General features: G+C 35.3%; 20 protein-coding genes. 18 read left to right on the forward strand and 2 right to left on the reverse strand.

The features are described from left to right. The first annotated feature begins 37 nt into the window (after positions 1 to 37). The 9 genes from rpsB to argS all read left to right on the forward strand — a co-directional run bounded on the left by rpsB (position 38) and on the right by argS (position 8837). Positions 38 to 820, forward strand: a complete 783-nt coding sequence (gene rpsB, locus A2530_RS06965; RefSeq protein WP_294884826.1) for a 30S ribosomal protein S2 — start codon at positions 38 to 40, stop codon at positions 818 to 820. Then, positions 820 to 1875 carry a translation elongation factor Ts gene (tsf, locus tag A2530_RS06970; protein ID WP_294885150.1) on the forward strand — a complete coding sequence of 352 codons (1056 nt, stop codon included), beginning with the start codon at positions 820 to 822 and terminating at the stop codon, positions 1873 to 1875. Before rpsB ends, tsf begins: the two co-directional genes overlap by 1 nt. 117 nt (positions 1876 to 1992) lie before the next feature. Beyond that, complete coding sequence (locus A2530_RS06975) at positions 1993 to 3189, forward strand: NAD(P)/FAD-dependent oxidoreductase (RefSeq protein WP_294884825.1); 1197 nt, start codon at positions 1993 to 1995, stop codon at positions 3187 to 3189. Positions 3190 to 3207: 18 nt separating this feature from the next. Further along, positions 3208 to 3852 carry an ABC transporter ATP-binding protein gene (locus tag A2530_RS06980; protein ID WP_294884824.1) on the forward strand — a complete coding sequence of 215 codons (645 nt, stop codon included), beginning with the start codon at positions 3208 to 3210 and terminating at the stop codon, positions 3850 to 3852. Between the two features lie 46 nt (positions 3853 to 3898). Beyond that, entirely contained in the window at positions 3899 to 4663 is a 765-nt protein-coding gene (gene fliR / locus A2530_RS06985; RefSeq protein WP_294884822.1) for a flagellar biosynthetic protein FliR, read from the forward strand. Between the two features lie 50 nt (positions 4664 to 4713). Further along, entirely contained in the window at positions 4714 to 6276 is a 1563-nt protein-coding gene (locus A2530_RS06990) for a DNA topoisomerase IV (RefSeq protein ID WP_294891494.1), read from the forward strand. After that, on the forward strand, positions 6276 to 6905 hold the full coding sequence (gene gmk / locus A2530_RS06995; protein ID WP_294884819.1) for a guanylate kinase: 630 nt from the start codon (positions 6276 to 6278) through the stop codon (positions 6903 to 6905). The genes A2530_RS06990 and gmk overlap by 1 nt, the downstream gene beginning before the upstream one ends. 87 nt (positions 6906 to 6992) lie before the next feature. Continuing rightward, complete coding sequence (locus A2530_RS07000; protein WP_294884817.1) at positions 6993 to 7238, forward strand: twin-arginine translocase TatA/TatE family subunit; 246 nt, start codon at positions 6993 to 6995, stop codon at positions 7236 to 7238. Positions 7239 to 7241: 3 nt separating this feature from the next. Continuing rightward, positions 7242 to 8837, forward strand: coding sequence for an arginine--tRNA ligase (gene argS / locus A2530_RS07005; protein WP_294884815.1), 1596 nt, complete (start codon positions 7242 to 7244; stop codon positions 8835 to 8837). On the opposite strand, the gene A2530_RS07010 is transcribed toward argS, so the two are convergent. Then, a complete protein-coding gene (locus A2530_RS07010) occupies positions 8834 to 9514 on the reverse strand; it encodes a L,D-transpeptidase family protein (protein WP_294884814.1) in 681 nt (226 codons plus the stop codon). The genes argS and A2530_RS07010 overlap by 4 nt on opposite strands. Positions 9515 to 9576: 62 nt before the next feature. On the opposite strand from A2530_RS07010, the gene A2530_RS07015 reads away from it, so the two are divergent. The 5 genes from A2530_RS07015 (at position 9577) to A2530_RS07035 (ending at position 14250) form a co-directional block, all read left to right on the forward strand. Next, a complete protein-coding gene (locus A2530_RS07015) occupies positions 9577 to 10200 on the forward strand; it encodes an acyl-CoA acyltransferase (RefSeq protein ID WP_294884813.1) in 624 nt (207 codons plus the stop codon). A gap of 1 nt (position 10201) precedes the next feature. Next, the gene (locus A2530_RS07020) at positions 10202 to 11584 is read left to right on the forward strand and encodes a Na+/H+ antiporter NhaC family protein (RefSeq protein WP_294884811.1); all 1383 of its coding nucleotides are present in this window, start codon (positions 10202 to 10204) and stop codon (positions 11582 to 11584) included. Between the two features lie 105 nt (positions 11585 to 11689). Then, the gene (locus A2530_RS07025; RefSeq protein WP_294884810.1) at positions 11690 to 12283 is read left to right on the forward strand and encodes an EF-hand domain-containing protein; all 594 of its coding nucleotides are present in this window, start codon (positions 11690 to 11692) and stop codon (positions 12281 to 12283) included. A gap of 64 nt (positions 12284 to 12347) precedes the next feature. Further along, positions 12348 to 13016: a response regulator transcription factor gene (locus tag A2530_RS07030; protein WP_294884808.1), complete on the forward strand. Its 669-nt coding sequence runs from the start codon at positions 12348 to 12350 to the stop codon at positions 13014 to 13016. Beyond that, positions 13009 to 14250: an ArsS family sensor histidine kinase gene (locus tag A2530_RS07035; protein ID WP_294885149.1), complete on the forward strand. Its 1242-nt coding sequence runs from the start codon at positions 13009 to 13011 to the stop codon at positions 14248 to 14250. The genes A2530_RS07030 and A2530_RS07035 overlap by 8 nt, the downstream gene beginning before the upstream one ends. Here A2530_RS07035 and A2530_RS07040 read toward each other — a convergent pair. Then, positions 14239 to 14979, reverse strand: coding sequence for a 3'-5' exonuclease (locus A2530_RS07040; protein ID WP_294884807.1), 741 nt, complete (start codon positions 14977 to 14979; stop codon positions 14239 to 14241). The genes A2530_RS07035 and A2530_RS07040 overlap by 12 nt on opposite strands. 55 nt (positions 14980 to 15034) lie before the next feature. Here A2530_RS07040 and A2530_RS07045 point away from each other — a divergent pair, with 55 nt between their 5' ends. From A2530_RS07045 to A2530_RS07060, 4 genes are all read left to right on the forward strand, one after another. After that, positions 15035 to 15697, forward strand: a complete 663-nt coding sequence (locus tag A2530_RS07045) for an N-acetylmuramoyl-L-alanine amidase (protein ID WP_294884805.1) — start codon at positions 15035 to 15037, stop codon at positions 15695 to 15697. Then, complete coding sequence (locus A2530_RS07050; protein WP_294884803.1) at positions 15694 to 16827, forward strand: DUF819 family protein; 1134 nt, start codon at positions 15694 to 15696, stop codon at positions 16825 to 16827. Before A2530_RS07045 ends, A2530_RS07050 begins: the two co-directional genes overlap by 4 nt. A 63-nt stretch (positions 16828 to 16890) precedes the next feature. Next, on the forward strand, positions 16891 to 17193 hold the full coding sequence (locus A2530_RS07055; RefSeq protein ID WP_294884801.1) for a nucleotidyltransferase domain-containing protein: 303 nt from the start codon (positions 16891 to 16893) through the stop codon (positions 17191 to 17193). Then, positions 17186 to 17608 carry a HepT-like ribonuclease domain-containing protein gene (locus A2530_RS07060; RefSeq protein ID WP_294884799.1) on the forward strand — a complete coding sequence of 141 codons (423 nt, stop codon included), beginning with the start codon at positions 17186 to 17188 and terminating at the stop codon, positions 17606 to 17608. Before A2530_RS07055 ends, A2530_RS07060 begins: the two co-directional genes overlap by 8 nt. Positions 17609 to 17680: the final 72 nt, after the last annotated feature.

The raw sequence follows: 17680 nt of genomic DNA on the forward strand, positions 1-17680 counted from the left end.
TAAAATTCCGGCTAATAACAGCCCTTAAGGATACCCTATGGTAACTATGAAAGACCTATTAGAGTGCGGTGTACACTTCGGACACCAAACACGTCGTTGGAACCCGAAAATGAAAAAATATATCTTCGGTGTTCGTAAAAATATCTATATTATAGATTTGCAAAAAACTCTTCGCTATTTCCGTAACACTTACCAAATAGTTGTTGATGCGGCAGCTGAAGGTAAAACAGTTCTTTTTATTGGAACTAAAAAACAGGCTCGTTCTTCTGTAAGAGATGCGGCAATCGCATGTGGAATGCCTTACGTTGACAACAGATGGTTAGGCGGTATGCTTACAAACTTCCCTACTATTCAAAAATCTATTCGTAAACTTGACGTAATTACTGAAATGCAAGAAAACGGTCAAATTGATCTTTTAACTAAAAAAGAAGCTTTAATGCTTACTCGTCAAAAAGAGAAACTTGAAGTTTATTTCGGCGGTATCCGTGATATGAAAAAACTTCCTGACATGCTTTTCATAGTAGATGCTGTTAAAGAGCACATTGCTGTTTTAGAAGCTCGTTGTTTAGGTATTCCGGTTGTTGCTCCACTTGACACTAACTGTGACCCTGACCTTATCACTTATCCGATTCCGGGGAATGATGATGCTATTCGTTCTATTCAACTTTTCTGCCGTGAAATGACGGAAGCTATTAATGAAGGTAAAGCATTAAGAAGCGGCGGTCGTGATGAAGTTGCAAAAGAAGATACGGCACAAGAGCCTGCTTCTAATGATATGGAAGCTTTCGAAGTAGAAGATTTCGAAACAGAGGAAGTATAATTATGTCAGTTACAGCAGCAATGGTAAAAGATTTGCGTGCGGCGACTGACGCACCGATGATGGATTGTAAAAAAGCTCTTGTAGAGAGTAACGGAGATATGGAAAAAGCTGCGGCTTGGCTAAAAGAGAGAGGCATCGCACAATCAGCTAAAAAAGCTGACCGTATCGCGGCTGAAGGTCTTGTAGGCTTTAAAATTGCAGATGATTTCTCTAAAGCTACGGTAGTTGAGATTAACTCTGAAACTGACTTTGTTGCTCAAAATGAAGGTTTTAAAAATTTAGTTTTAAAAACTACGGAAGAGATTTATGCTACTTCTCCGGCTGATGTTGATAGCTTAAAAGCAACGTCGTTTGGCTCATATTTTGCAGAATCTGTTGCAAAAATCGGTGAAAAAATTGATATTCGCCGCTTTGCTACATTAGATGCTAGCGATGAGACTGTTGCGTTAAACGGTTATATTCACTCTAACAACCGTATAGCTGTAATTATTTTAGCAAAATGCGATAGTAAGAAAACTGCCGAGGGCATGGTACCTATGCTTAAAAATGTTGCTATGCATGCATCTGCTATGAAACCGACAACACTATCTTTTAAAGATTTTGATTCTGAATTTGTACAGGCTGAGACAATCGGTAGAATAGAGACTATTAAAAAAGACAACGAAGAGCTTGCTCGTCTTAAAAAACCTCTTAAAAATGTACCTCTATATATCTCTATGAGTCAATTAACTGATTCTGTTTTAGCTAAAGCTGAAGCTGATATCAAAGAAGCATTAAAAGCTCAAGGTAAACCGGAACAAATTTGGGATAAAATTATTCCTGGTTCTTTAGCTCGTTTTATTGATGATAATACTACTTTAGATAAAGAGCTTGCATTATTAGACCAAACTTACGTTTTGGATGATAAATTGACTGTTGCGCAGGCTGTTGAAGCTGCTGCAAAAGAGCTTGGCGGAACTGCTGAGATTGTAGATTTTGTTCGTCTTGAAGTAGGTGAAGGAATCGAGAAAAAAGCTGACGACTTCGCTGCAGAAGTTGCTGCACAAATGGGCTAAGGATTTTTCCTTACCCTATTTAAAAAAACTCCTCATTAAAAAAATCAAATAATTTACAATACTTAACTTAATAAAAATAAAATGCTATAATTTTTCAAAATAAAGCAAAGGTCGGTTTTGAAAAAAAATAAGATTATTGTTATTGGCGGTGGTTATGCAGGTTTACGCAGTGTCGAGAGATTGTCAAAAAACCCTCAAAACGAAATTCTACTTTTTGATAAAAATCCATACCATTTTATGCAGACCGATGTTTACGATCTTATAGCAAATGAGGAAGATTTTGCACAGGTAAGTGTTGATCTTTTTACATTTTGCAGCGGTTTTGATAATAACGTAACTTTTTTAAAACAAAAAGTTAGCAACGTTGATTTTACACACAAGAAAGTAATTACTACGGTTCAAAGATATAGTTATGATTATTTAATAATAGCTGTCGGTGCACGTACAAAATTAATTGCTGACGTTAAGGGGTTAAGTACATATGCTCACGGCATTAAATCACTTAGTCATGCCATGTATTTTAAACAAAAATTTGAGATGTCTCTATTTAATAGAGTTCAAGAGAGCGGAGCTAGTTGTTCAGCTTTAAATATAGTTATTGCCGGTGCGGGGCTTAGCGGAGTAGAAATTGCGGCACAAATGGCATCATATTCACGTGAGTTTTACAATAATAATAATTTTATATGCAGAAAGTTAAATATAGTACTTATAAATTCTGGCAAACATGTTTTGGAGGGGCTTGATAAAGTACTTGTCGATAAAACAGATAAAAGATTACGAGAGCTTGGAATAGTTATAAAGAGCCAAAGAAAAGTAGTAGAAGTAACTGCAAATAGCGTTAAATTAAGTTGCGGCGAGATAATGGATATGGATTTTATGATATATGCAGGCGGAATAGAGCCTAGTTCATTGATAAATAATCTCTTGATGGAAAAAAATCAAAAGGGTTATATAGTTTCAAATGAATATCTACAGGTAAAAGGCTATGATGAAGTATTTGCAATAGGTGATTGCACTACTATATATAATAAAGATAAAGTAGTCGCTCCCACAGCGGATACTGCAGAACAGATGGCGGAGATTTGTTCAAAAAATATAAGAAATCTAATTAACAACCAACCTTTAATCAAACATAAAATAAAGTCACGTGGCATTTTGATAGCACTAGGAAGAGGGTATGCAGTCTCTAAGATTTTCGGTATATATTTAGACGGTTATTTTGCATATATTATGAAAAAACTTGTTGAGAGAGTTTATGCAAGAAAGTTAGATATTCGCTCTCGCAAAGGGTGTAAAAAGATATTTTGCAATTAAATTAGCTATAATCCTTTTATGAATTTATTATCTGCAAAAAATTTATCACATCGTTTTGATTATGAGCTATTTTCCGATATATCGCTGGATTTAGAAGAGGGAGAGTCAATCTCTATTATCGGTATAAGCGGGAGCGGAAAATCTACTCTGCTTAATATCCTATCAACCCTTTTAAAGCCTGATGAGGGAAGTGTAAGCATATTCGGCGAAGATGTAGCCGATATGAGTAAAAAAAGATTGTCTCAAATAAAAAGAGACGAGCTTGGCCTTGTTTTTCAGTCTCACTATCTTTTTAAAGGTTTTAGCGGAATTGAAAATCTTGAGGTGGCTGCAATTCTTTCAAATCAGAACATAGACAAAGAACTCCTAAAGAGATTAAAAATTGATGAAGCAATAAATCAAAAAGTAACGGAACTCTCGGGAGGACAGCAGCAAAGGGTTTCGATTGCAAGAGTTTTAACAAAAAAACCTCGCATACTTTTTGTGGATGAGCCAACAGGCAATTTAGATAAATTTACAGCAAATGAGGTTATGGACATCTTTTTTGAGTATATACAAAAAAATAGTGCAGGTATGATATTAGTAACTCATGATGAGGAGCTAGCACACAAATGCAACAAAGTTTATAAACTTGTAAATAAAGAATTAAAGATAATCAAGTGATATTTTTTATTACATGTAAAACTTTTCTGCCTAGCAAGATGTAGCAATGGGTTGGCCTCAGGTTTTTAGTGATGCTTATGTAGTAGGTTTTATCCTTTTGTTTTTTAGATTCGGCGCACTTTTTATGGCTGTGCCTATATTTTCACATAACAGCATACCCATATCATTAAAAGCCTCTATGGCATTTTTTTTCTCAATAGTATTTTACTCCTCAATGCCCCCTTTGCAGATACCGATCACGATGCCAAGCATAGTTCTCGCAATTTTAAGTGAACTTCTTTTTGGCTTAGCAATAGGAACAATTCTTCAAATCGCTTTTAATGTCATAACATTCGCAGGCGGGCAGATATCATTTATGATGGGTTTTTCTATGGCAAGTGCGATTGATCCTCAATCAGGGATTTCGATGCCCATAATCTCTCAGTTTTTATCTCTCATGGCACTTATGATTCTCTTCTCAATTGATATGCATCACTGGATGTTGCTTTTTATAGACGGCTCTTTGCAGAAGATACCGCTTGGCGGGTTTATTATGAGTGAAAATCTATTTAACTATATTATAAAAGCTACGTCAAATATGTTTATGGTCGGCTTTATGATAGCTTTTCCTATAACCGCACTATCATGGCTAGCAGACGTTATTTTTGGAATGTTAATGAAAACGATGCCTCAATTCAATCTTCTTGTTATCGGTTTTCCTATTAAAATAGCAGTTTCGTTTGTTGTGTTAATTGCGACATTTAGTGCAACAATGTTAATACTTAAGGGACAAATGCAAGAAGCATTCAACTTTTTAGAGATGTTTTTTTAGGTTTTTTTGATACAATAATGCCAAAAGAGCCTCCAAAGGGAAAGTCCAGAATGAAAATATTGCTTTTAAACAATAATCCGGTTGTTAACAAGTTAGTAACCCTAAGTGCGCAGAAGACATCAAACGATTTAACTGCAGTAGAAAGTCTTGATGCAGTGGAGTCCAAAAATTATGATCTTTTAATTATTGATGATGCTCTATATGACGAAGGGGTTATGCAAGAGCTAAAGGATAAAACAGGATTTAATAAATCTCTGTATATATGTTCAAAAGATGCTAAGGTTGTTGATAGTTTCACTAAAATTATAAAAAAACCTTTTTTGCCTACGGACTTGGTTGAGTTGTTTATATCTTTTGGAAAAGGGGCCAATATAAATTCAAGCAATATTGATAAAATAGATGTATTTAATGATGAGAATGATGAAGATGATAATTTTGTGAATATTGATGATTTTAGCGAACTTGACAACATAATAGATGATGCACTTGAGTCCGAAGATAAAGCAGAGCTAAATGATATAGATTTAAATGAGATGCATGATAAAGATATGGATTTAGAAGATATTGACGAGCTTGATGAGTTAGATGAACTTGATGAAGATTTATTGTTAGATGAAGATAAAGATGACGGTGTTCTTGATAAGGATGAACTCAATGAAGTAAAAAATCTTTTAGATGAAACTGATGCCGACGATGAAATATTGGAAGATGAGACCCTAGAGGATGATGATAGTTTAGAATTTGATGATTTAGAACTTGAAACTGCTGATAGAGATAGCAAATTTGATGAGTTAGATGAAGATTTAGGCTTGGAAGATGATTTAGAGCTAGAAGATGAATCAAGTGAAAAACAACATGTAGAAGCAGAACAAAAAGATGAGAAAATAGCCGATGATTTTGATGATTTAGAACTTGACTTAAGTGAAGAGGATGATGAAAAGCTTGATGAAAAGAGTGACACCCTAGATGAAGATTTGGGATTTGAAGATGATGAAGATGATTTAGAATTAGAAGATAAATCAGATGAGAAAACAGCCGATGATTTTGATGATTTAGAATTTGACTTAAATGAAGAGGATGATGAAAAGCTTGATGAAAAGAGTGACACCCTAGATGAAGATTTGGGATTTGAAGATGATGAAGATGATTTAGAACTAGAAGATAAATCAGATGAGAAAACAGTCGATGATTTTGATGATTTTGAACTAGATTCTGATAAAGCTGATAATGAGCTTGAGGATTTGGAATCTCAGATTCAAAGTGCAGTAGAAGAGTTAAGTGATGAAGATTTACAAAGTGAAATAGATGGGGATATACTATTGGATATTGGTTCTTTAACAAGCAGGGATTTAAAACTGGCAATTGGTGAAAAAGTCAATGAGAAAGAAGTTGATGAAGTACAAAAAAATGAAGATGATTTTGGCTTAGAGGAAGATTTTGAAGAAGCAAGTAGTACATTAAATTTTGAAGAAGAAAAGAGTGCATTAAACAGTAGTGAGAACAAAGGGGTTGAAGCTCTGAAAAAACTCTTAAAAGCTCTTGCAAATGAAGATGTTGCTGCTTCATTAAAAGGTATGAAAATAAATATCAATATAACTTTAGGTGATGAGTAGTGAATAACAAATCAGGTGCGATATTGGTTCTTTCTGGCCCTAGCGGAGCAGGAAAAAGCTCTTTGCTTAAGGAGATAATTAATGACATAGGAGAGTGTTATTTTTCTATTTCAACCACAACTCGTCCGATACGAGATGGTGAGTTGGACGGCGTTGACTATCATTTTGTAAACGAAGAAGTATTTAAAAAAGATATTGAAGAAGATAATTTTTTAGAGTACGCATTTGTACACGGAAACTATTACGGAACATCAATAAAGCCTGTAAAAGAGGCACTGCATGCAGGTAAGCTAGTTCTCTTTGATATAGATGTGCAGGGAAATACATATGTAACCAGCAGACTTGGAGATATCACTACATCGGTATTTATATCTCCACCGACACTTTCAGAACTTAAAAAACGTCTAGAAGCTCGCTCAACGGATTCAAAAGAGGTAATTGAGCGTCGTATTCATATGGCAAAAAGAGAGATACAAAGAATTAGTGAATATGATTTTCTTATCGTTAATGATAATCTACAAGAAGCAGCAGACACATTAAAGGTTATAGCAAATGCGGCTAGAGTTAAAATTCCTAGTAACGAGATAAATGATTTTGTTCAAAGATGGGAAGATATAGAAGATATATAAAATAGCTCTATTAAATATAGGATATGATAAGAGAAGTTACAGCAAACTTGGCTATAATTTCTGACTTAATTTACATAAGGAGTAGATATGGGAATGCCAAGTGGACAAGAATTATTAGTAATATTAGCAATAGTGGTTTTATTATTTGGAGCTAAAAAGATACCTGAATTAGCGAAAGGCATCGGCAAGGGAATCAAAAATTTTAAAGCTGAGATGAAAAACGAAGATAATGATGAAGATATAAAAACTGCTCAGAGTGATACTACAAAAAAAGTAGAATCTAGCGAAACTACGGCATCGTCAGAAACTCCAAAAACTACAACACAAGCGTAACTTTTGAAACAACGAGTATCGGCGCTTTTGCGCGAAAAGTTTGGTCGTGAAGTTGTTTTAGAAAAGCCTCGTGACCGCTCATTCGGTCACTTTGCTACACCGATAGCCTTTTCATTGGCAAAGGAGCTTAGAGAGTCTCCTATGAAAATTGCCGAGGAATTGGCATCCTCATTTAACGAATCCGAAATATTTAGCAGTGTTGAGTCGCTAAAAGGTTATCTCAATTTTCGTTTAAGTGAAAATTTTTTAAATGAGTATGCAACTTGGGCACTTGAAAATCAAAATGATTTTGCAAAACAAGAAAAAAAAGAGAAAATTCTTTTAGAGTTTGTTAGCGCAAATCCGACAGGTCCTCTTCATATAGGTCATGCCAGAGGCGCAGTTTACGGTGATACTCTTTACAGACTTGCACTTCATTTAGGTTATGATATAACAGCAGAGTATTATGTTAACGATGCGGGAAATCAGATAGATTTACTGGGTCTTTCTATTCAACTATACGGACGTGAAAATATACTTAAAGAGAGTGTTGAATATCCGCAGAGCTATTATCGCGGTGACTATTTAGAGCCGCTTGCGAATGAAGCTGTTTTAAAGTTCGGCAAAGAGATACTAAGTGATGAATCTCGTCAAAAAGAGCTTGCTATCTGGGCTAAAGACGGTGTTATGGAGATTATCAAAAAAGATTTAGGCGATACGAATATTTTTTTTGATACTTTTGTTTATGAGTCCTCTTTATACGATGACTGGGATAGAGTTATGCTAAAAATGGGCGATGGTATCTATAAAAAAGAAGAGAAGTTATTCATTGCTTCATTACTCAAAGGCGATGATGCGGACAGAGTAGTAGTCCGTGAAGATGGGCGCCCTACATATCTTGCCGGAGATATCGTTTATCATAACCAAAAATTTGAACGAGGCTATGACCACTATATAAATATCTGGGGAGCCGACCATCACGGATATATCGCAAGAGTAAAAGCTGCCGTAGAATTTTTGGGTTATGATAGTTCTAAACTTGAAGTTCTTCTTTCTCAGATGGTAAGCCTTTTAAAAGACGGCGAACCGTACAAAATGAGTAAACGAGCAGGTAACGTAATACTTATGAGCGACATAGTAGATGAAATCGGTTCAGATGCACTTAGATTTATTTTTGCTTCAAAAAAAAGTGACACGGCGCTAGAATTTGATTTAGCAGAGTTTAAAAAGCAAGATAGTTCAAATCCTATTTTTTATATTCAATATGCGCATGCGAGAATTAAAACTATTATCTCAAAAAGTGATTTAAGCGAAGATGAGATTATGTCGGCTAACTTAAAAAATTTGGATGAAAATGCCGACATGTTAATGTTTGACGCGTTGCTTCTGCCTGAAATTATTGATGATGCTTTTAGCTCAAGACAGGTTCAAAAGCTTCCGGAGTATCTAAAATCACTTGCCGCATCACTTCATAAATTCTATTATGATTGTAGAATAATCGGAACCGAGGATGAAGCAAAACTTCTTAAACTCTTGATGTTAGTAGGCTTATCTCTTAGAGTAGGTCTCTCTTTAATGGGAATACGCGCAAAAGATTATATGAGCAAAGAAGAGGATTAAAATTTAAGATTTGGGTATAACTTAGATATTTGATTGAGTTGCGATTTCGTAACTTGTATCAAAATCGGGTTTTTACTCTTATCCAGCCATGATACTATTTTTCTAATCTCCTCTAATTTCATTGAAGTGCATCCTGCCGTCGGCGCATCTACGGATTTTTCTACATGTATAAATATGCAAGAACCTCTGCCCTTTAGTTGCTCTTTATTATGTCCTACAACTATACCAAGTTCATATTGAACATCATCTCTTCTCATCTCTTCAAAACTTTTTGGTAAAACTTTTGGTTTTTTTATAATTTGATTGTAAAACACAGAGTCTGAATCGTCCACGCAGATTAGCTCTTTGTCTGCATGTAAATAGGGCATATTAGTGTTCATCTCTTTTTCATAACCAAATATCGCATCAAGAGTGAATATGCCTATGGGTGCTTTTTTATCACCTTCATATTTTAAAGGCTTTGCAGATGAACTTTGAAGAGCTATATGCCCGAGTCCAAAACCAAAACCACCTTCGCCGACATTAACTTCAATTGAGTCAAAAACTCTTTTGTTATCTTCAAAACAATTAAGAATTGCTTTTTTAGAACTGAAATCTTTACCGACAACTACAACTATCTGCTCACTTGCAAAAACAAAGATTTGACAAATTATAAGAATTAAGAAACTTTTTACCATAAAGTATGTTACTATTACCAAAATATGAAACAGATTAATTTTTTAAAAATGGAAAAAGGTTTATGAGTATTAATATAAGAAAAGCTACTAGTGACGATGCCTCTTTTTTAGCCCAGATGATATTACAAAGCACTAGAGCGGATAAAAAAATAGGTGTTTACGATTTAATTTTTAAAACTACGAATGATGAGCAGATTTTAGATAATTTAAAAAAATTAACAAACACTACGGCAAAGAATAGTTGCCATTACACTAATTTTTTAATTGCAGAAATTGACGGAAAAAGTGTAGGTTCTCTTTGTAGTTATGAGCCTAGGATTGTAACAAGAGAGGTATTTTTAGCGTCTTTAAATGAGATTGGTATTGATGACGAGCAGAGTGAGTATCTCGGTCTTATGGATATTTGCGGATTTAGCCTCAATACAAGAACACTTATTTTTGACTACATGGAAGAGCTAGAGGGCTTTATGGATGTGGGAATTTTAAAAGCGCTTATGCATAAAAGTCTCTTAAATGCTAGATTAAAAGGTTATCGTATAGCGCAGACAGTTGTTGAAATCGGTTCTTTAGAGACTCTTTTGTACTATAAAAAACTTGGATTTAAAGAGGTTAGACAAAAAGAGTGTGAGGCGTATAAAGAGATTTTTGGTAGAGCCGGTTTAGTTTTATTATCTATTGAATTTTGATTTGGCTAATATAGAAATTTCTGCACTCTCTCTTCTTCCTTCGCTCTTTGCTATTTTTTTAGCGTTATACACAAGAAATGTAATGCTATCGCTTTTTAGCGGCATCGTTCTGGGTGCTTTTGTATTGAACGACTTCTCTATTTTACTTTCACTAAAAGCAGTTTTTACACTTTTTGCATCTCTGTTATCAGAGGGTTGGATAGTAAAAACACTTATTTTTGCAGTGTTGGTAGGAAGTATTATGGAGCTTATTGAGAAATCAGGCGGAATTGATGGCTTTGTAGATTTTATGCAACATAAAACAGGGGTCGTGAAATCTCCGCGTTCTGCTTTGATGTTAAGCTATGTTATAGGTATTTTCATCTTTATAGAATCAACTATTACCTCACTAATTGCAGGTGCGGTCGGAAAGCCGTTTTGTTATAAATATAAAATTCCAAGTGCAAAACTGGCTTTTGTCTGTGACTCTACTGCCGCACCTGTTAGCTCCCTTATCATCTTAAATGGATGGGGCGCTCTTCTTTTAGGTCTGATAACAACGCAAATTTCTCTAAATAGCATAAATTTTGATGCTTTGGATATATTGCTAAAATCGGTTTTATACAACTTTTATGCAATGGCGGCACTTTTGGTTACATTTGTAGCAATATGGTTTAATATTGACATAGGAGCTATGAAAAATGCAAAACATAAGCCTAAAAACGAAGAGGTAATAAGTAAGAAATCGCAGAGTATGTTTTATATGCTTTTGCCTATTTTTTTAATGATACTCTTCGTTTTTATCTTTTTATATATAACGGGTAATGGCGATATTTTAAAAGGGAGCGGTTCCAGTTCTATTTTTTATACTATGTTAACTACGCTTATTTTTACACTTTTTTATTTTGTAGGTAAAAAAAACATGACACTCTCAGTATGGAGCAAAACTGCTTTTTTGGGCGGTTTTAAGTTAGTGCCCATAGCGTTTATACTACTTTTTGCTTTTGGCATAGGAGAGATTACGACTCAGCTAAAGACTGGTCATTTTTTGGCTTCACTAGTAAGTCAAAACTTAAACGTCATTTTTTTAGCCGCAGTTATTTTTATAATTGCTTCTCTTATCTCTCTCTCAACCGGAACAAGTTGGGGAACATTTAGTATTATGATTCCGATTGCTATGCCAATGGCTGCTTCAATGGATGCGAACATTGCTCTTTGTGTAGGCGCGGCAATCTCAGGAGGTGTCTTTGGAGACCACTCCTCGCCAATATCCGACACTACCATTATTGCCGCAATGGCTAGTGATTGTGACCTTGTTGAACATACAAATACACAACTCCCATATGCGTTTATTAGCTGGGGAATTGCTTTAGTACTATTTATAGTTTTTAGTTTTATCTCTTAAACATTTAAATATTTTTCTATGTTACTAAATAATTACCTTATTGGCACTATTCTTTTGTTTGGGTAAGAAATTTTTTTCTTATTACATTTGAAAAAGGAGCATACCATGACAGTTAATTCTAACTATAGTGCGTATTCGTCTTACGGTTCTTCAAGTGTTAACGCCTCTATGCAAAGAGGAAAACCAAACTTTGAAGAGATGGCAAACGAGTTGCTAAGCTCGATGGACAGTGACAGTAACGGTTCTATCGACAAGGCAGAGTTTAGCGCAGCGGCTAAGAATACGGCATCGCAGAGTGACGACACTTCATTGGATGATATATTCAGCTTATTAGATACAGACGGCAGCGGAAGTATGAGCAGTGAGGAGTTGATGAGTGCACTTAAAAATATGAAGCCTGAAGGAGCACCGCCTCCTCCTCCCCCGCCTCCACAAAGTAGTGAGAGTGAGTCTTCAAAAGATTCGGCAAGCAGTGAAATTTTTGCCGCATTAGATACAAATGAAGACGGTGTTGTAAGTGCCGATGAATTAGAGGCACTTTTTGCAGATAACTCTTCAAATAAATCAAGCGGCTCTTCTGAAACAGCCAATGATAAGTTTGAAAATATGAAAAAGAATATCTTTGATAGGGTATTGTCATATTATTCAAACAGTATCTCTACGACAAACAGCGACTCTCTACTGAGCGTTAGCGCTTAAGATACAGACATGTCCTTCTGGACATGTTACTTTTTATTTACTTATTGACAGATATAATCAACCGATGATAAGCGTTTTAATGATTGAAGATGATGTTGAACTGGCGCAATTGTTAAAATCATGCCTATATAAAAGCGGTATTGACGTAACTGTTGCTCCTACTCCGCTAGATGGTCTCAAACTGTTTCAAGCTCAGATTTTTGACATGTTGATACTTGACTTGTCTCTTCCTCAAATGGACGGAATGGAGATTTGCCGTCTTATTCGTCAAGAGAGCGATATTCCCATAATTATCTCCTCCGCACGTTCAGATATAAAAGATAAAAAGATGGGATTCTCACGTGGAGCGGATGATTATCTTCCAAAACCTTATGACCCGCAGGAGCTTATTTTTCGTATTGACGCTATTATGCGACGTATAAATCCCGCAATCGCTAAAAAAATTTCAGCTTACGAAGTTGACGAAAACAGACATGAAATTACAAAAAACGGTGTTTTATTAAATTTGACGCAAGCGGAGTACGATATCGTCTCTTACATGATAAAAAAGGATAGATTTGTTATCTCGCGTGAAGAGATGCTTATGAATATCGGTTCTATAAAATATGAAAGTTCTCTAAAAAGTATTGATGTTATCATTGGGCGAATAAGGCAAAAGATAGGCGACGATACTAAAAATCCGCGTTATATAGTTTCTGTTCGCGGGGTAGGATACAAGTTTGTCAATGAATAACCACTCTATTATAAGGATTGTTACTTTTTTCTTTTTCTTTATTTTTATTATTATAAATATTTTGTTTTGGATTGCAAGACAACATTTCTTAGAAGAACAAATGTCTGATAGAATACACCGCTTTGAACTGGCACAAAGATTAATCCATCATCCAAGCGGAAATTTTGAAGAAGAGTTAAAACAGTTATTTATTACTACATCAAAGTTGTCTTCAACGTTTATTAAAAATAGTGCAAAAGAGTTGGCAGAGTTTCCCTTTGGAAAGATTGTAGAGTATAAACAAAGAGTATATTTTATAAAATTGCCGCCACCGCCGCCACCTCCGTTTATGGCAAGTTTTTTACCGCCGCCTCCACCGAATCATCATTTTGATGATTTAGTTTTTGAAGATTTAAAAGAGGAGTCTTTATGGCTTCTTTGGGTTACTTTTATATCTATTGATTTGTTGGTTTTGCTCTTTTTCGGATATATTGTTAAGAAACTTCTTCCTTTGCATAATCTTAAAAATGCCATTGTCAATTTCAGTGACCAAGATGCTTTTTTAAATCTTCCTATTAGCGGCAAAGATGAGATTTCTCAAATTACCAAAGAGTTTAATATTGTTTTAGACAAAATTGCTTCAATGCGTCAAGCACGCTCTTTGTTTTTGCGAAATATTTTACATGAGCTTAAAACCCCTATCATGAAAGGTCTGCTTACGACCGAGTGTTTAGAGAGTTCTGAACATCAGGAGAGGTTGAAACAGATATTTGAAAGAATGAATTATCTTTTAGGAGAATTTTCCAAAATGGAGAGATTTAACAGCGGCGAGTGGCAGTTAAATCTTATGGAGTACCGCTTTGTAGATTTGTTAGATCATACATGTGATTTGCTTTTGTGTGACAAAGATAGTTTTATAATCCAAGCAGAGGAGAAGTCGCTTATAGTAAATGTTGATTTTGAACTCTTCACGATAGCGCTTAAAAATCTTCTCGATAACGCTTTTAAATACTCACATGATAAGCCAATTATAACTCTTAATACGGATAGTATAAAGATATGCAGTACAGGTTATATGTTGTCTGATGAAAACAGAGTGTTTACAAAGCCATTTAACCGTACTTATGAAAATTCAAACGGCGGTTTGGGTTTGGGGTTGTACATTACGGATGCAATCCTGAAAAAACATAACTATAAACTTTATTATAGCCATGTTTTGGGAGTCAACTGTTTTGAGATAATTTTAAATGCCTAAAACAGTGTTGATTGAGTATCGCATATCACTATCGAGATTTTCCATACCGCTTAGCATCCATCTAAGATAAGCCGCATCGATTGCCGCTACCTCTTGAAGGGTTTTACCTTTGTACTTTCCAAAGTTGAATGATTTTACCAAAATAGGCGTTGCAGTTAAATCAGCCATTTTATCGACGGGATTTTGGCTTGGAAACTGTTTCATAACAGCCTCTTTTAATCTGCTAAGAAGAAGTTTTAAAACAAGCACGTCACCGATAGCATCATGCGCTTTTATAGTTATTCCCAAAGCATCCGCTTCTTTTTGCTCTTCTTTATATATGCCCATTTTATAGCGGAAATATTGAAGTCTGTGAGCCTCTTCATCGGGTAAAATATGTTTTGCGACCCTAAGAGTATCTATGACTTTCATCTGCGTTTTAAAGCCCTCTTTTTCAAGCATACCTATATCAAAGGGAGCATTGTGAATGATGAGGTAGTTATCGTTAGTATTAAGCTCTTGCAGTCTTTTGTATGATTTGCTCTCTTTACATGTACTCTTTCCTTCTAGCATATCGGGAGTGATGCCGTGAACTTCCATCGCTCCAAAGCTAATAGGAACATCACAGCTGAAAAACTCATTTTGAACCTCTACCTCTTTTGCGCCTAAAACCATATATCCTAATTGAATTATTCTGTCTAAGTCGCCCGTACCCGTTGTTTCCGTGTCTAAAATAATATATCTTGCCATTAAGTGCAACCCTGTAAAAAGTTTTTAAGATATAATTTTATCTAAAAAGGTTTACATGTACCAGTTTATAGTTTTTTGTTTTTTTATTCCGCTTTCTCTTTTTGCACTTAAAATTGAGCAAACACCGATAGAGTTTTCCCATACAAGAGTGGAGCTTACAAAAGAGTACATAAAAGAGCATTACGGCTTACATGTAAAAGATATAAAAATCACTCCAAAAATAATCGTCATTCATCACACTGCAATAGATGATTACGGTAAATCGTTGGCTAGATTTGTATCACAAACACTTCCAACCGATAGACCTGAGATACAAAACGCAGGAGCGGTTAATGTATCTGCTCATTTTATGGTTGAGCGCGATGGGACTGTGCATCAGCTTATGCCGCTTGACACAATGGCACGACATGTAATCGGGCTGAACTACAACTCTATCGGTATAGAAAACGTCGGCGGAGAAAACTCTGCGGACAATCTAACACAAGAGCAGTTGAAGGCAAATGTGGAGCTTGTAAATTATCTCAAAGAGAAGTTTAAAACCATAGAGTATGTTATAGGGCATTATGAGTATAGATGTTTTGAAAAAACTCCTTTATGGCTCGAAAAGGACAAGGGTTATAGGACAGAAAAGGACGATCCGTCTGTAAGGTTTATGAATGAACTGCGAAAAGAGATAAAATATTTTAAATCAGCACCTTGTCCTCAAGAGTCTAAATGATTAGTTCGCCGTTTTTTTATCTCTTTACACTTGCTCTTTTGGCGGCAGCCATAAGTTTAGTCGAGCAAAAAAGCGGATGGAAGTTTTTTAAGTTTGTTCCATCGGTCGTGCTGATATATCTCTTTAGTATGTTTTTGGCATCTATGGGGATGTTTGAGCATAATGAGATGATAGACGCTATATATGCTAACACGAAAAAAAATCTGCTTCCTGCAATGCTATTTTTGATGCTTTTGCAAGTTGACATAAGGGACTTTTTTAAACTAGGAAAATCTCTCCTTATCTCTTATGTTTTGGCGGTTTTTTCGCTCTCTTTTGCTTTTATACTTATATCATTTGCATTTAATTTTGACAAAAGTATGGCATCTGCTTTTGGAGCGCTAAGCGGGAGCTGGATGGGCGGCGTGGCAAATATGATAGCAGTCGGCTCGGCACTGAATGTCTCACAAGAAGCCTTTGGATACGCGCTTATAGTCGATAGCGTAAACTATACTATTTGGATAATGTTTTTGCTTTTTTTGACACCGTTTGCGCACTACTTCAACAGCTTCACATCTTCACATGAACAGATGGCAAAGCTGAGTGCTATCGGGTGTGCATGTACGATAGGGACAAAGAGATACTGGCTTTTGATACTGCTTTCTGTCGTTGTCGCATTTGCTGTAAATTTTATAGCTGCGAGCGGATTTATACTCTTAAATTATACGACTACAACGGTTATAATCGCTACGCTTCTTGGCGTTTTAGGCTCGTTTACAAAGCTTAAAAACATAAACGGAAGTAGTGAAGTTGCAACGACAATGCTCTACATGTTAATCGCACTTATCGGCTCAAAAGCGCTCTTTGAAAACTTTAGCGGTGTGGGCATCTATGTCTTTGCAGGGTTTTGTATCTTACTTATTCATGCACTCATAATGGTTGTAGGTGCTAAAATATTCAGGCTTGATTTGTTCAGTATCGCCATTGCTTCGCTCTCAAACATCGGCGGCGTGGCTTCGGCGTCAATTCTTGCGGCAACTTACAATAAAGCACTTGTTGGAGTTGGCGTTTTAATGGCGATAATGGGGTATTTGGTAGGAACTTTCGGTGGTCTTGCGGTCGGGAAAATTTTGATATGGATGGCGGGGTAGAGCTTATTGAATTATACATATTTTATGTTATACTTAAACCAATATGAATAAAGGATTTTTACAATGACTAAAATTGAAATTATCACATATCTAAAAAATAAAAAAGACGAATTTTACAAAAAGTACGGCATCACTGCACTTGGACTATATGGCAGTTACGCAAGAGATGAAGCCACAAGTAACAGTGATGTAGATATTTTTTATGAAAGAGATAAAAACTTTGAACTTCAAAGTGGGTTGGATTTTTTAAATATCGGTGAAAAACTAGCCGATGAACTGAAAGTCTCAAAAGTTGATTTTGTCTCACTTGATTATATGAATCCCATCGTAAAACATTATGCAAAAAAAGATTTTATCTATGTATGATGAAAAAAATCTAATCCATATCTTTACCATCTTGGAGTGTTGTGAAAAAGCTTGGATATATACAAAAGATTTTAACAACCCTATCGAATTTATCTGGGCAAATGAGCAAAAAGAATTAAATGCTGTCATATCACTTTTTATCGCTATTGGTGAAGAGTCTAAAAAAATAGATAAAAAGCTAAAAGATGCCGTAGCCTTTGAACTTTCATGGAGTGATATAGCAGGACTTAGAGATAAAATATCCCATGATTATAGAGGTGTGGACGGCGATATACTCTGGGTAGTTATTTATAAAGATTTGAAAAAATTAAAAACTGCACTAATTAATATGGTAAGTCTTATCAATCCCTCAAAAGAGCTTTTAAAAGAATTTTTAAATACTCCTTATTATAAACATATAGGGTATTTGATTTGATTATGAGACGGGGAAAGCTCATAAGCAGATGAAAAGAAAAGTGAAATTCTAACTTTCCAACCTTTTTTAAAG

Origin of the sequence: Sulfurimonas sp. RIFOXYD2_FULL_34_21 (assembly GCF_001830805.1) — a bacterium.
GTDB lineage: Bacteria > Campylobacterota > Campylobacteria > Campylobacterales > Sulfurimonadaceae > Sulfurimonas.

What these genes read in the sequence shown, in the direction of transcription:
- A2530_RS07040 (WP_294884807.1), bottom strand. Translation starts at nt 14,979, where the DNA reads ATGGCAAGATATATTATTTTAGACACGGAAACAACGGGTACGGGCGAC.
- A2530_RS07025 (WP_294884810.1), top strand. Translation starts at nt 11,690, where the DNA reads ATGACAGTTAATTCTAACTATAGTGCGTATTCGTCTTACGGTTCTTCA.
- A2530_RS07010 (WP_294884814.1), bottom strand. Translation starts at nt 9,514, where the DNA reads ATGGTAAAAAGTTTCTTAATTCTTATAATTTGTCAAATCTTTGTTTTT.
- A2530_RS07030 (WP_294884808.1), top strand. Translation starts at nt 12,348, where the DNA reads ATGATAAGCGTTTTAATGATTGAAGATGATGTTGAACTGGCGCAATTG.
- A2530_RS07050 (WP_294884803.1), top strand. Translation starts at nt 15,694, where the DNA reads ATGATTAGTTCGCCGTTTTTTTATCTCTTTACACTTGCTCTTTTGGCG.
- A2530_RS07015 (WP_294884813.1), top strand. Translation starts at nt 9,577, where the DNA reads ATGAGTATTAATATAAGAAAAGCTACTAGTGACGATGCCTCTTTTTTA.
- rpsB (WP_294884826.1), top strand. Translation starts at nt 38, where the DNA reads ATGGTAACTATGAAAGACCTATTAGAGTGCGGTGTACACTTCGGACAC.
- A2530_RS07060 (WP_294884799.1), top strand. Translation starts at nt 17,186, where the DNA reads ATGTATGATGAAAAAAATCTAATCCATATCTTTACCATCTTGGAGTGT.
- A2530_RS06980 (WP_294884824.1), top strand. Translation starts at nt 3,208, where the DNA reads ATGAATTTATTATCTGCAAAAAATTTATCACATCGTTTTGATTATGAG.
- fliR (WP_294884822.1), top strand. Translation starts at nt 3,899, where the DNA reads ATGGGTTGGCCTCAGGTTTTTAGTGATGCTTATGTAGTAGGTTTTATC.
- A2530_RS06990 (WP_294891494.1), top strand. Translation starts at nt 4,714, where the DNA reads ATGAAAATATTGCTTTTAAACAATAATCCGGTTGTTAACAAGTTAGTA.
- A2530_RS07035 (WP_294885149.1), top strand. Translation starts at nt 13,009, where the DNA reads ATGAATAACCACTCTATTATAAGGATTGTTACTTTTTTCTTTTTCTTT.
- A2530_RS07055 (WP_294884801.1), top strand. Translation starts at nt 16,891, where the DNA reads ATGACTAAAATTGAAATTATCACATATCTAAAAAATAAAAAAGACGAA.
- A2530_RS07045 (WP_294884805.1), top strand. Translation starts at nt 15,035, where the DNA reads ATGTACCAGTTTATAGTTTTTTGTTTTTTTATTCCGCTTTCTCTTTTT.
- A2530_RS07000 (WP_294884817.1), top strand. Translation starts at nt 6,993, where the DNA reads ATGGGAATGCCAAGTGGACAAGAATTATTAGTAATATTAGCAATAGTG.